Genomic DNA, 14,360 nt, shown 5'->3' with positions numbered 1-14,360 from the left:
ATTATTGTTCATCCGTATATAACATGAACAGAATGTTGTGGAACAAAAATTGCATATTATTAGTTAAGCTAACTATAAAATTATTAGCAAAACTGACACCAGATTTTAGTTATTTTAAAACAAAAACTGATCAGAGACAGACATTAGCAGTGCTAAATAGGGATTTGATGTGAACGCATCTATGAATAGTCTACCGACCTCGCTAAGAACAGCCAGTTTAGGGTTTACCTTGATTGAGCTGATGGTAACGATTGCTGTGCTAGCTATTATTGTGAGTATTGCTGCACCCAGTATCAGCACACAGCTTGCTAATCAGCGTGTTAAGTCGACGGCTGCGACGCTTGAGAATGCGTTAAAAGAGGCAAAAGTCGAAAGTGTTATTCGCCGTCAAGATATTCGAGTCGTATATAATAATAGTGCCAAAACCATTGTCTTGCAGAACACTAGTGGCACTGTGTTGGCGACTTATAATGTTAATTCTACAAGCACAGTATCTATCAATCCTAATACAGTAACTGCGGTGACTTTTCAACCAAATAAAGTGACATCTAACGTTGGCAAAGTTACTTATACTATTTGTGATAGCAGTGCAGTAGTAACACCACGACAAATTGAAGTTAACACAGTAGCAAGCATTAGTAACAAGAAGTTAGGAGGTACTTGCTAATGAAAAACATCAATAACCAGTATGGAGTGGGCTTAGTAGAGGTGCTAGTGGCACTGTTACTATTAGCAGTTGCAGTGCTTGGGTTTTCAGCTATGCAAATGACTGCTGTAAAAGCTACTGATGAAAGCCTCATGCGTACGCGAGCATTAACTATTATGAGAGGAGGCGCGGAAACAATACGTGCGAACTCAGGTGGAATAAGCGCTTTCAAAACTGCTGTAAATGGCAGTACTGATTCTATAACGATAGATGGTGTCACAATCACAAAAGATAGTTGTGTAAAAAATACAGCTGGAGCACCTGCTGCCACAGATAGCTGTACTATTGAGCAGCTAGGGGCACGTGATGGCTTGTTGATGAAATCATATGCGGTGCAAAATGATATTAAGTTGGGCTTAGTACCTAACGGCTGTCCTGGTACATCAGGTAATCAAGAGCGCCAATGCTTTGTAGCTAGCTGGGGTGATACTACTGTAACTCTAAGCGATAGTGATGCGAATGCCTGTGCCAATGCAAATGGCACTTATAAAAATGGTGCAGAGTGCTTTATTATGGAGGCCTACTGATGCCAAACCTTAACAGTTATGAGCGTAGTAATTGCGATCAGTCTGGTTTTACCTTAATAGAGTTGATGATTTCATTAGTCATAGGTTTGATTGTCTCAGCCGCTGTTATACAGATATACGTAATTAGTGTTAAGACGAGTAGCGTGCAATCTAGTGGTAGCGAGTTGCAAGACGCTAGTGTGTTTGGGCTACAGCAATTAGAAAAAAAAGTTCGCTTGGCTAATTTAGGAAACCCTATTAATAGAATAGATGGAACGACTGCAAAAGGTGGTATCGTCTTAACAGGTGCCAACCTTGGGGTTGCTACCACACCTTATACCGATACTGGTTATTTGACAAGGCGCGCAGGTGATCCTACTAGCGGTACAAATGGATGGACAGGCATCTCAAATACTACTGTTCCTAGTGATCAACTGACAATCCAATATACTAACATAACAGGTAGCCCGTTCAGTGATTGTGAGGGCTCGGCAGTTGAGGTAAATGATATCGCTATCGAGCGTTACTTTTTGCGACCTGCTACGAATGATAGCAGTAGTGGCGCTATTAAAAACCTAGTACTAGCGTGCGATGCTGGAAGGGTAGATTTTGCAGCAGGCAAGATTAGAACGATAAGTGGTACAGATCCGCGTAATTTTGGTCAAGCTGGTCAAGAATTTATTACTAATGTGGATCAGTTCAAGATCTTGTTAGGTGCCCAGTATGATTCGGGTAGTAATGCAGGTCAAATCATGTATTTACCAAGTAGTGCCTATTTGATAGATGCTAATAAACCAGCAATAACAGCAGTAAAAATAGGTTTAATCGTTCATGGTAGTACTCCTATATTAGGTAGTGATGATCAAACATCTTTCATGCTGTTAGGTCAAAATAATGTACTGAAGACAGACACTGCGCGCCAGAAGCAAGTACGTACAACTTATGAGACAACAACCTTCTTACGCAATGCTCGTGTAGTCAACGTAAAAACCAGCCTATAAACTCTGGTAAGGAGAGTAAGAATGACGATCCATCGCTATTCACCAAATTCAACCATAAAAGATGTCAAAATGACTATTGGATATCGGAGTGCTGAGCGAGGCGCAACGTTGATAGTAGTGCTACTATTCTTAGTGTTGATTATGCTAGCTGGTGCTATAGCGGTGAGACAGAGTAATACTGATCTTAAGATTGCTACGAGCGATCAGATCAACACAGTATTATTGCAGTCTTCAGATAGTGCCAATCAAAAGCTCGAAATGATGCTGAATGGTAGCTCAACATCCACTGAATACCTTGATGTAACGAGTGCGGCAGGCGTATTTGGTCATTTCTTACTAAATCCTGAAAATGCAACCAATGAGTTTATTTACTGCTTTAATCCGCGCACCAAAAAGTATTTGGCATCTAATGCTACCGTCATGGTGAAGGGCACGACCGCCAATCCAACAGCTTATTGGAGTGGTTTGAATAATGGTATATGTGATTACAATAGCGCTGATGGCTATACCAGTGCTAGACAAACGGTGGTTACTCAAATGAGCGTGACTGTTGCCCCTGTCGACCCAAATGCGGAAAGATTTGGACATGTGGTTATTGGTAAAGAGATTGAGGATAGGACCAGTAAAAAATTTACGTTCGATATCAGATCTGCTTCAGCGTTACCGTCCTACAGCGAGCCTAAAGCTAATGGTGACAATTGTTTTGCACAGACCAGTATTAAAGCCAATGTGATTGGTAGCAAGAAATCGTTAAGCGACTGTATGCTCGCCGCCAACACCCCAAGTAAAATGCTATATGAGCAAGCGGATGTCGAAAACATCTCTTCGTCTACGAAATGTATTCCTTTCGGTAGAGGTACATTGAATGCAGAGTGCGTTCTCAAAACTACGCCGTAATCAGTTTACTCATTATATAAAGGATATAAGCCATGAAACGACTAAATACTGTATCGCCAATAAGTGGCAAAGTTGGATTGCCTTTGAAGTATCTCGTTGTTGCCATGGCTGCTATGGTCGCTTTGCCCGTCGCACAGGCAGATGTGGCTGGCAAAAAGATTGGTGATCTAGAGATATATAAGGCGGCTGAAGGTGGTAAGACGACTATTACGATGATGCTCGATACTTCAGGTAGTATGACTATCAATCAGGTTGATTATGCCTGTGATCTACCATCTACAGTCAGTTTTGATAGAAGTATGGTGGGTTCTGAGCCATCTATGACATCGCCTTCCTATCCTAGAATGTATTGCGAAGTAAAAGGAGAGAAAAGATATTTTTACAGAAATTATTCAGGTATTTTTGGCAACAAATGGTATATCTGTGAAAGTAGTGATGGTTTAGGCGTTACGAATCGAGAAACATGTAATACAGAAATAGACAAACCATCAGTCAAGGGCTATAAATCGGAAGTCGGTGGTCTTTTGAATACTTCTACATATTACTACAAAGATGTCGGAGGTGAAAAATACTATGACCGCCTAACTCGTCTTAAAGATGCCATTTTTACTTTAATGGATAGCACTCAGTTAGACTCTAATAAAGTAGCTATTGGCATTGGTCAGTTTTCTTCTCAAAGCGGCAGTAATAATGTGGTGGAGTTCAATTCAAACGGTACTGCTAAAAATGCTGATGGTAGTACTGGTAAGATATTATTACCTGCCGCCTTACTAGATGATGTTCAACGTCAGAATATAAGAAACGTTGTTGCAGCAGCAGGTGGTGGTAACGGGACGCCCACAGCTAATGCTTATGCAGAGGTTGGGGCTTATATGTTAGGTACCAAAACAAGTGGTACTGGTAGTGGTTTTAGTAAATCATATAAGGATACAAAAAATAGCGGTAATTATATCAGTCCGCTGTCAAACCCTTCTAGTTGTGATGGTCGCGGCATTTACTTTTTGACTGATGGTGCACCAAATAGTTCGAGCAATCCTCTAGCACTGATGCGAATTGCTTTAAAACAAAATAGTTTTAGCCTACCATCTATAACGCTACCAAGCGGAAGTCAAGATAATAATGGTATGCCTGAAGTTGGAGCATTTGCGAAAGCCTTACGAGATTCTACTGTTAGTCCATTAGGTACTGATCAAGAAATCTATACCGCCGTGGTCGGCTTTGGCGCAGATTTCAATGTCAATAAAGAAGAAGATGCTGCTAAGCCTGAAGCTCAACGCGTGATCCGTAGCTTACCTTATACTAATCCAAAAACAGGTGTTACTACCAATCGCGATTTTTATAATTGTGAAAATATAGTGGGTAAAGATGATAAGGCCACTAAAGATGCAAGAAACGCTTGTAATTGGGGTGAGAAATCCCATCCGTCTTTACCAGGTGTGGGCGGCTTTGGTGAAGGCGGTTTTTATTCAGCGCAGTCTACTGAAGATATCATCAAAAGTATCACCAACTTCGTCAGCGACCTAAACCAAACCTTACCGTCCACGCCATCGGGTACGATTATTATCCCAGACGATCCTTATCGCGCGGATAGTCAACTCGCTGTCGCCTACTATCCGACTATCCAGCCCAAAGTTGCAGATAACGCGGTGATTTGGGAAGGGAATATGAAGAAGTACATCTTAAACGAGGGTACGCTATATGGTAAGAGTAATACTAAGCTCTTCAAAAATATAGCAGGGGAGTTGAACCCAGCAGCACAGGATCTGTGGTCAGACACTAACTATGCTGGCGCCAATGACAAAGTAGAGTCTGGTGGATTTTACTCACAACTGAGCACACCAGCGACGGGTGTTGCCTCTGTTAGAACTTTATATGTAGAAGATTGGGAAAACAGTACTAGCAAAAAGCCAGTATTGAAAAAGGTGAGTGTCAATGCTGCAGGTAAAGTGTTGGTAAATAATGCTGCTTTAACAAATACATCTTTTGTGGATACAGCAACCTATAATGAAGCGACGTTGAGAAAATTACTAAATTTTTTAGGTTTTGCCAATCTTCCAGCGACAACAGTCAATGTGAAGGATATGACGTTGACGAGCGCCAATGCAACTCAGCCTATCAAGGTACTAGGAGCGACGATACACTCGACTCCTGCTTCAGTATCATACTCAGCAAACTTAGATGAAGATGGTAGAGTTAACACTACTCGTGATGATTATGTACTATTTGGTTCATCGGAAGGTGGTCTGCATTTGGTTAATGCTGACAATGCCAGTACGAGTGGGAATGGTGGTAAAGAAAAATTTGTCATTATTCCAAGAGAGATGCTGATAGATCCCGAAAAATCAGCAGCATTAGTGAAAGATGCTACTAAGACTAGTACGGGTTCACCTAATTTTGGTATTGATGCACCTTGGCTGGTCAGTGCGGACTATAAGTATGATTTTGAAGCTCGCCGCGTCAACATTGACACGACAGATAATAAAGGCATCTATGCTTATGGTGGCCTACGTATGGGTGGTGAGGCCTTATATGGCCTGAACCTTATTAATAACGAAAGTCCAAGTATGATGTTTGCGATTACGCCAGCGACTTCAGGTTTTAATCGTATGGGCCAAATTTGGGAAAAGCCTACTAAAGCTAAGATAAAAATGAGCACAGCTGCTAGTGATAAAGGAACAGATGTTCTGGTATTCGGTGGTGGTTATGATATGTGTTATGAATATGAAGGCTTTCAACTAGGAGTGACTAACTCAGAACTAAAAGAATGCTCAGGTAAAACTTCTGTCAAAGGTAACGCAGTATATATCATTAATGCCAAAACAGGCGCACTCATCTGGTCAGCTTCTAGTGACTCAGGGGCAACAACGTCAGTACCTACTATGAAAAATAGTATCGTCGCTGGCGTGACCACGCTAGATCGTGACAATGATGGCTTTATGGATCATATCTATTTTGCAGATTTAGGTGGTCAAGTCTTCCGTGCTGACTTTACCAATGCAGGATTTGTAAAGCCTTCTACGACAGCCACAGCATCATCGCCTGAGACCTCTTTTACTAACACTCGAGTTACTCGAGTTCTTCAAAGTGCTTATACTGGCTCTGATACCAAGTACAATCATCGTTTCTATGAGCGCCCAGTCGTCAGTTTTTACCGAAACCCCGTTAGCAGCAGTTTATTTGCACTCGTAAATGTCATATCGGGTGATCGTAGCTCACCTTTATCTAAGATACGTGATCTTAGTAAGTCTGATAGACTCTATGGCATAATGGATACCGATGTCACAAAGGCGGACAATATTTTTTATGCGAGCAACTTTACGACAGCAAGCAATGCTAACGGTCAAAAAATAGCTGATTTGACAGCCAATAATTCAGCAAGTAGTAATTTAGTCGAGTTGCCTAGTGCTATCGGCACTTTGAGCGCTACGGGCTATACAGTAGCGCAAAAAAATACTGCTATCTCAGTGTTACAAGGTACAACAAAGAATGGCTGGTATATTCCGTTAACGAACTTTGACGGTTATGGCAATGTTAGATATACCAAAGGTGTCGGTAAGTCTGAAGTGATCGATAGCTTCTTATATACGACTGCCTATAATCCAGATATGAATTATGGAACGGTAGATTCTTGTTCTGCTAAGATTACTGGTGGTTCAGAGAGACAACTATATTGTTTGCCTTATGGTATTTGCACTGATGATGCCTCCAAAAATGGCTTAGGCGGATTTGTCAGAGCAGGTAAGGGTATTCAAGAGCTTACTTTAGGGCCGCGAAGCTCGACGCTTTCTAACCAACGCTTGCTTATCGGAACCAGAACTCTGGCAGAACGTGCAAATGATCGAGTAAATTTCGGCTCTGATACAGGTAAGGGTATTTTTGACGTAATATCAAAGCCGTATGGTTTAAATCAAAACCTGTCAGCTACTGATCTTGTTGCAGGAAGTGGTACTGCTCCTGACTTGATATTCAATGATCGATTTACTCTTCAGCCAAAAACATGGTATGAAGTAGACTGATGAGACAGCAATATGAAGAAAGAAGTGTTTAGGCAACAGACAGGCTTTACGCTCATTGAGCTAATGGTTGTGGTCTTTATCATCGCTATTCTGGCTGCGATAGCTATTCCGTCGTACAGACAGTATGTTGTTCGCAATTCAGAGCACCAAGCACAAGCACGTCTGCAGCAGCTTGAGATAGAACTTAATCGTTGGCGTGCCACTGCTCTGACTTACAAAGGTTTTCAGCCTAGAAAGACAGCCAGTGATGGTACAGTCAGTAACGGTTATGATGACGCACCTACTAATCAAACTATATATGTGCCAGCGGGTAGCAATAATGGTAATTACAGTTATAGGATTAGTCTAGTTGATGCTAGTACGAACGGTACTTTAGCGCCTGCCACTACTGGCTTTTCTACCGCGGGAAACTCATGGCGTATGCTTGCTGAGCCTAGTCCTAGCCTCACAAGCTTTGACGCGCACCTCTTTATGCTAAGTAGTAAGGGGTTACGGTGCCAGAGCAAAGATAGAACGGTGCAAATAACTTCTACGGACTGCGGTGCGGGAAAGGAGAGTTGGTAATGTCTACGATTACTAAAGTATTTAAACAGCAACACGGTTTCACCTTAATTGAAATGATGATCGTCGTCGCCATTCTTGGCGTACTCGCTGCGATTGCCTACCCGAGCTATCAACAATATGTCATCAAGACCAAGCGTACTGATATGATGAGTGAGATGCACAATATTGCGTCAGAGATTGAGAGTCGAAAGTTAGCGCAAGGTCGTTATGCAGGTATTGTTTTGACAGACTTAACAGTTAATTATCCTAGGCAAGGTACAGATCTCTACACAGTGGCAATAACCCCGACGCCGCTAACGAGTCAGTGGACTATCACAGCAAGCCCCATACCAATGACGCAAATGGCCAATGACGGTAGCTTAACCCTTAATTACCAAGGGATAAAGTGCCGTATCATTAGTGGCATTAGGAATTGTGGTACAGACGATGAGTGGAATGATTGATATTTGATATAAGTTTAATTTTGTCTAGTGACAAAAATTGTCAGCTAAAATTATAGTACATAGTGGCAATTTACATAAACTGACAATTTTCAGCAATAAGTTGGCAACATCGTCTTCTAGCTTGATGCCTTTATGTTATGAAATCGGTAAAACATATCAAGATTCATCGATTAATGACTAGCTATTGGCTGAAATCTAGAGACAATAAATGCTAAGGTTTCAATTTAAAGAGACTAATGTATTTTTAGAGTATCACAAAAAGTTGGCACAGTATCTGCAACAGTTATAACAAGAGAAACATTATATTTATAGCTGGCAGTTAGATAATAATTCTATTGCCATATTATCCAAAAGGACAAGTCTATGAACACTGTACAAAAAGGTTTTACCCTAATCGAACTAATGATCGTGATCGCTATTATCGGTATTCTAGCTGCGATCGCACTACCTGCTTATCAAGACTATACAGCTCGTGCACAAGCATCAGAAGGATTCACAGCGACTTCTGGTCTACAAAGTGATATAGGGGTCTATGTAGCAGATAAAGGTGCTCTTCCAGCTACTGCCGATTATGCTGCTGGTAAACCTGCTGCACCAATTGCTGCCCAAGCCAAGGCTTTAGACGGTAAATATTTTGCTCCAGGTGGCGTTACAGTTGGTGATAAAGGCGTCATTACTGTGAAATTTGACGCAGGTTCAAATAGTGGTAAGGCTATGATATTGGAACCTACTAATAATGGTGGCCAAATATCAGGCTGGAAGTGTGCGCCTGCTGCTACTACTGGTATTGATGCTTCACGCTTACCTGCTAGCTGTCAGTAATTGCTGATCGTATTTGCTAGTCTTCTGAGTATAAAAAAGCCCTAGCAATTGCTAGGGCTTTTTTTAATTTTTTAATAAGGAAGATCTATCATGAGAATACAGAACGGTTTCACTTTAATAGAGCTGATGATTGTCACCGCTATGATCGGTATTCTAGCAGCTATCGCCATACCCAGTTATTTAAATTATATTGGTAAATCTCAAACAGTCGAAGGTTTTACTGTCTCTAATGGTTTGCGTAGTGAGATAGCGGCACATGTATGGGAAAACAAACGCTTTCCTAATGCAGCAGAGGTCGCTGTTACAGGAGTTATCGGTAGACAGGCTAATTCACTTGATGGAAAATATGTGGCAGAAAATGGTATTAGTGTCATACCGGACACAGGCATTATTGTTATCGACTTCGATGCTGGAAATATCGCTGGTAAAACGCTGGTATTAACGCCCGAAATAAACATACTGAATAATCAACAAGTCATTCAATGGGTATGTAGTGGTACAATAGGTAAAGATAAGCTACCGACTAGTTGCCAGAGTTAAACGGCTTATATATTTTTATTTGAAACTGTGATAACTGGTATAAGCGTTTTACCTATAAATAAAATATTGATGTAATCTATGCTAAATACCTCTCTAAATTTTCGTCTTAAAGCTTTTGGAATTCATCTTGGGATTTCTATTCTTATAGCATTAGTGAGTTTGTATATAGTATTTATGGTCTGGCATCCTGCACCACTAGCCAAAGTGGTCGGTGTGACTCACATATTTATTATGATGTTAGGTATTGACGTCATTTTAGGCCCTTTACTGACATTTATTATTGCTAGACAAGGTAAAAAGTCCTTGAAGTTTGATTTGGCAGTGATTATTTTCTTGCAGTTTGCTGCATTCACCTATGGTATATATAATATTGCTATTAGCAGACCAGTGTATATTGCTTTTGATACCAGTCGATTTGAAGTAGTTCAGGCAAATAACATACCTGTAGAAAGTTTGGAGCAAGCGTCAGCTGATTACAATAGCTTAGGATGGGGAAAGCCAAAGTTTGTAGCGGTCAAACCTACAACAAGTATTGAGCAAAAAAACGATAGATTATTTGTCGAGTTAGAGACTGGAGTTGCGCCAAGTATGCAGCCGAATCTATATGAGCCGTTAGATAATCAATGGTCGATTATGAGTAAGCAAGTAAAGCCATTGAATCAACTCAAGCAGCATAATAAAGAAAAGGAGATTGGCGCTATAATTGCTAATCACTCAGAAGCGGATAGTTGGTTACCCTTAAAAGGCTACGAGTCAGATGCAGTAGTACTGCTCAACAAAGATAAACAGCGCATTATAGGAATAGTTAATTTGCGACCTTGACAGAAATTGGCATCATAAAAAACCACCTAACCGCATATCGCCATTAGGTGGTTTTCTGTTGACTCAAAATATTGAGATATTTTCAAATTGGCTACCTCTCTAAATACTGAATCTTACCTTCCACACCATCCCACTTTTCAGCTTCTGGCATTTGTCCTTTCATCTCTGTGATGTTAGGCCATTTTTGTGCCAGCTCTTCATTGAGCTGGGTGAACATCTCTTGTCCTTTAGGCACTTCATCTTCTGAGAAGATCGCATTGGCTGGACATTCAGGCTCACATAGCGCGCAGTCGATACACTCATCAGGATCGATGACCAAAAAGTTTGGTCCTTCATAAAAGCAGTCCACAGGACAGACTTCTACACAGTCGGTGTATTTGCAAAGAATGCAGTTATCTGTAACGACAAAGGTCATAGTAATGTCTACCTGTTATTGATTTGGCTTTTGGCTAAATAGAATAGTCGAAAATAAAGCGTATTTTAGCGCCTTTACTACGATTTGACAATTCCCTTTAGTGACCAATGATTTTTTTCAAATGATAGATCAAATCGTGCGCTTGTTTGGGAGTCAGGCTATCAGGATCAATGGCGCTTAGTTCATCTTCTATGCTAAATAGCTGATTTTGCTTTAAATTATCTACTATATTTGGTGATTGAAACGTGTAACTAGCCTGCTGCTCTTGAACCAAGTTGTTGTTAGACTTTTGCTGTTTATCCGTTACTGAATTAGCTAAGTCATTTTTATCATCAATAGTTTTTTCATTTTCTGCTTTTAGATTGTCTATCAAGTAACGTTTGGCATCATTTAATACTTGAGTGGGGATACCCGCCATCTTCGCGACATGCAATCCAAAGCTTGAGCTTGCTGCGCCCTCACAGATATGATGAAGGAGGAGTAGCTGACCGTCGACTTCACTAGCGGCGACGTGGACGTTACGAATATCGTCACTTGTCTGTCCCAATTGCGTCAGTTCAAAATAATGAGTGGCAAATAACGTCAGGCAGCCAATATCGACTAGACGGTTGACACAGGCATGAGCGATTGCCAAACCATCAGTGGTGGCGGTACCGCGTCCGACTTCATCCATCAATACCAGTGATTTATGGGTTGCTTGATTTAATATATTGGCCGTCTCTATCATTTCAACCATAAAGGTAGATTTACCACCAGCCAGATCGTCCGCTGAGCCGATACGGGTAAAGATACGGTCAATATCACCAATATGTGCATGCTCGGCGGGCACAAAGCTGCCGCAATGAGCAAGCAAAACAATCAGCGCTGTTTGGCGCATATAGGTAGACTTACCACCCATGTTAGGGCCAGTGATGAGGAGCAGTCTTTCAGGATGTCCTTCATCAGCATTGGCACTACCCAGCACGCAGTCATTGGCGACAAAATAATTTGTACTTGATGCAGCACCGTTTCGATTGTTCGCGTTCGCTTGATTTAACGCCGCTTCGACCACGACATGACGACCTTGGCGGATATCAATATGGGTCTGATTTTTCGCTATAGATTTATTTTGATTTTCTGAAACTCCTCCCATAACTGGGCGTTGCCAATGGTAAGTCGTCGCAAGCTGCGCCCAATTACTGAGGACATCGATTTGGGCAATAGCAGCGCTCAGTTGTTGTAGCTCAGCCAAGTTCTCGTTTAGTTGGTTGAGCAGCGCTTGGTACAGCGTTTTCTCACGAGCCAATGCCAAAGATTGCGCACTCAGATATTCTGTCTCGACCTCTTTTAATTCATCAGTAATAAAACGCTCACTACTCTTGAGCGTTTGCCGACGGATAAAGTGGGCAGGGGCATTTTTCGCTTGCATCTTGGGCAATTCAAAGTAAAAGCCACTGACTTTATTAAAGCCGACTTTTAGACTCGGTAATTGATTGTCTTGACGCGCTCGCTCTACCATGTCGTCCAATGTCACTTGGATATTGTCGTGAAGATGGGTGAGGCGATCGAACTCTTCATCATAACCGGCAGCTATCATACCGCCATCACGGATATGTGCAGGTGGTTCAATGACAATGGCACGCTCGATTAACTCAGCCACCGCTTGAACGGCTGGCAGCCTGGCAGGCAATTGCTGCATCAACATGGGTAATAGACCAGCGTCTTCATGGCTGATACCTGACACTGTCAGTAGAGTGGTAATCTGGGCGCTGCTCGCGATACCATCGGCGAGCTTGCGTAAATCACGAGGTTTGGCACTCATCAGCCCGATGCGACTACTGATTCGCTCAATATCGCCAATGGTATTCAGTGTTTCTCGTAAACGTGTCACCAGTGAGCTATTTTCTGAATTTTGATTCGAATTACCATCCGCATTCAATAGGGACGTTATCGCATCTAGACGCATATTGATACGCGCATGCTGACGCAGTGGACGCTTCATTTGCTGTATGAGCAGTCGCTTGCCCATTGGCGTTTGACAATGGTTAAGGACGGATATTAGGGAAGTACCGCTACTACTGACTGGACTAAATAACTCAAGGTTTTGCTGACTATTGGCATCAATAATCAAATAATCGTCACTGTATTCAACGATCAGCTGATTGACTTGTGGCACATGGCGCTGCTGAGTTTGCTGTGCATAATGAATAAGCGCAGCACAGCTAGTTTGCGCCAGCAGGTTATCTGCGATACCCAAACCATCGAGACGTTGCACCTCAAACTGCTGACAAAGCGTGTCGCTCGCGTGCGTACGGTGAAAGTCATTGGCCGCGACTTCTATAATAGGGCAGTCCAGATGTTGCCGTAACCACAGCATCCACTGTGCATCAGTGCCATCAGTGCCGCCAATGCTATCGCTGAGTGCTTCACTAATGATACATTCACTAGGCGCAAAACGAGCAAGTACCGTCAGCATTTGAGTTTGCAATCCATCTATATCGTTTTTATCTGCTATTAGCGTCTGAGTAGTCAATGTACCTGCAGCTAGATCCATTTGGCTAACAGCTGCTTGTAACGTCTGGCTATTATCTTGCGTTTTTAAATGAGCAATATCGATGGCGACGACAGTCGGTGTATGGTTTGGTGCAATGAGTGCATCATCAGTAATAGTACCTGCTGTCAGCGTTTTGACCACTTCACGGCGCATGATGCTACCAGCCGCCGATTTACTTTTGTCTTTTTTTTGCTTGTCGCCCATCGCAGGGATATTGGCATTATTGTTGGCGCTGCCAGCATTGGTCGTTGTCGACTCGTCAATTTGCTCACACACGACGACCGTTTGCCCAGCCGCGATGAGGCGTGCCATGTAGCTATCGGCTGCATGAAAAGGAACGCCCGCCATCGCTATCGGGTTGCCCGCTTTATCCGTACCACGACGCGTCAGAGTGATGTCTAATATTTGCGCCGCCCGCTTAGCATCATCAAAGAACAGCTCATAAAAATCCCCCATCCGGTATAGCAGCAATGCTTGTGGATAGTTGGCTTTCATGGTTAGATATTGCACCATCATTGGCGTATGATCTGCTAAGTTATAGACGGTATCGCCGATGCTTAAACAGTCAGATGTATTTGGTTTTGATAAGGCATTATCTGATTGAGTAGAAATAGATGAATGATTTTGGACGGACGGCTTTACGGTCATGCAGAGTCTCTTATTATGTTTCGATAGATTTTTATTAAATAGCATTTGCGGCAGCTGGTTTCGGATTAGCGCCAGTTTTATAGATTGTTTTGGTACGATAGAGTTGATATAACAAATGCGCCTGGTACGTACCGAAGAAGGATATAACGATTAGATTTAGGCTAGATTATATCGACAGCGCCATATGACAGCCACCTCATAGCTATCACATACAGGCGCCAAAAAAGCTAAGAAATTTAATAAAGTAAGCGCTATTTTAACACGTCCTGCTCGGTTTTTGCCTTGGCAAATATCTACTCACCGCCCTTGTATCCATCAGCGCCATAACCATATATAATGACGGCACACTTAATTGGGCGATACTAAATTAGGTAGTACTTAGTCGGGTAATGACAAGGCCACGAGCTAAGCTTTGGCTAATGCGCACTAATTATCGAATATTCCATA

12 protein-coding genes are annotated in these 14,360 nt (G+C 42.1%); 10 read left to right on the top strand and 2 right to left on the bottom strand.

From position 1 onward, the window contains the following. Window positions 1-169 precede the first annotated feature (169 nt). The 10 genes from HL061_RS06950 to tfpZ all read left to right on the top strand — a co-directional run bounded on the left by HL061_RS06950 (window position 170) and on the right by tfpZ (window position 10,317). Entirely contained in the window at window positions 170-667 is a 498-nt protein-coding gene (locus HL061_RS06950; protein ID WP_227674181.1) for a GspH/FimT family pseudopilin, read from the top strand. Next, window positions 667-1,233: a type IV pilus modification protein PilV gene (gene pilV / locus HL061_RS06945; protein ID WP_075105693.1), complete on the top strand. Its 567-nt coding sequence runs from the start codon at window positions 667-669 to the stop codon at window positions 1,231-1,233. Before HL061_RS06950 ends, pilV begins: the two co-directional genes overlap by 1 nt. Next, a complete protein-coding gene (locus HL061_RS06940; RefSeq protein ID WP_093067503.1) occupies window positions 1,233-2,213 on the top strand; it encodes a prepilin-type N-terminal cleavage/methylation domain-containing protein in 981 nt (326 codons plus the stop codon). The genes pilV and HL061_RS06940 overlap by 1 nt, the downstream gene beginning before the upstream one ends. 21 nt (window positions 2,214-2,234) lie before the next feature. Then, window positions 2,235-3,110, top strand: coding sequence for a pilus assembly protein PilX (locus HL061_RS06935; RefSeq protein ID WP_252962651.1), 876 nt, complete (start codon window positions 2,235-2,237; stop codon window positions 3,108-3,110). 32 nt (window positions 3,111-3,142) lie between these two features. After that, window positions 3,143-7,126 (top strand): pilus assembly protein PilY, encoded by a 3,984-nt coding sequence (locus HL061_RS06930; RefSeq protein ID WP_252962650.1) that lies wholly within the window; start codon window positions 3,143-3,145, stop codon window positions 7,124-7,126. 12 nt (window positions 7,127-7,138) lie between these two features. Then, window positions 7,139-7,690 carry a prepilin-type N-terminal cleavage/methylation domain-containing protein gene (locus HL061_RS06925; RefSeq protein WP_240365849.1) on the top strand — a complete coding sequence of 184 codons (552 nt, stop codon included), beginning with the start codon at window positions 7,139-7,141 and terminating at the stop codon, window positions 7,688-7,690. Then, window positions 7,690-8,133, top strand: coding sequence for a type IV pilin protein (locus tag HL061_RS06920; RefSeq protein ID WP_240365850.1), 444 nt, complete (start codon window positions 7,690-7,692; stop codon window positions 8,131-8,133). The genes HL061_RS06925 and HL061_RS06920 overlap by 1 nt, the downstream gene beginning before the upstream one ends. Window positions 8,134-8,496: 363 nt before the next feature. Continuing rightward, window positions 8,497-8,955 (top strand): pilin, encoded by a 459-nt coding sequence (locus tag HL061_RS06910; protein WP_355457301.1) that lies wholly within the window; start codon window positions 8,497-8,499, stop codon window positions 8,953-8,955. Between the two features lie 90 nt (window positions 8,956-9,045). After that, complete coding sequence (locus tag HL061_RS06900; RefSeq protein ID WP_290127445.1) at window positions 9,046-9,495, top strand: pilin; 450 nt, start codon at window positions 9,046-9,048, stop codon at window positions 9,493-9,495. Window positions 9,496-9,573: 78 nt separating this feature from the next. Then, the gene (gene tfpZ / locus HL061_RS06895; RefSeq protein ID WP_252962649.1) at window positions 9,574-10,317 is read left to right on the top strand and encodes a TfpX/TfpZ family type IV pilin accessory protein; all 744 of its coding nucleotides are present in this window, start codon (window positions 9,574-9,576) and stop codon (window positions 10,315-10,317) included. Window positions 10,318-10,408: 91 nt separating this feature from the next. Here tfpZ and fdxA read toward each other — a convergent pair whose 3' ends face one another. Further along, window positions 10,409-10,732 (bottom strand): ferredoxin FdxA, encoded by a 324-nt coding sequence (gene fdxA / locus HL061_RS06890; RefSeq protein ID WP_102094709.1) that lies wholly within the window; start codon window positions 10,730-10,732, stop codon window positions 10,409-10,411. Window positions 10,733-10,829: 97 nt separating this feature from the next. Continuing rightward, entirely contained in the window at window positions 10,830-13,913 is a 3,084-nt protein-coding gene (mutS, locus tag HL061_RS06885) for a DNA mismatch repair protein MutS (protein ID WP_252962648.1), read from the bottom strand. Between the last annotated feature and the right edge of the window lie 447 nt (window positions 13,914-14,360).

The sequence above is a fragment of the Psychrobacter sp. PSP genome (genome assembly GCF_024085615.1).
Taxonomy (GTDB): domain Bacteria; phylum Pseudomonadota; class Gammaproteobacteria; order Pseudomonadales; family Moraxellaceae; genus Psychrobacter; species Psychrobacter pacificensis.
Note: the sequence above shows the minus strand (reverse complement) of the source record. Positions and strands in the feature narration are given on the sequence as shown.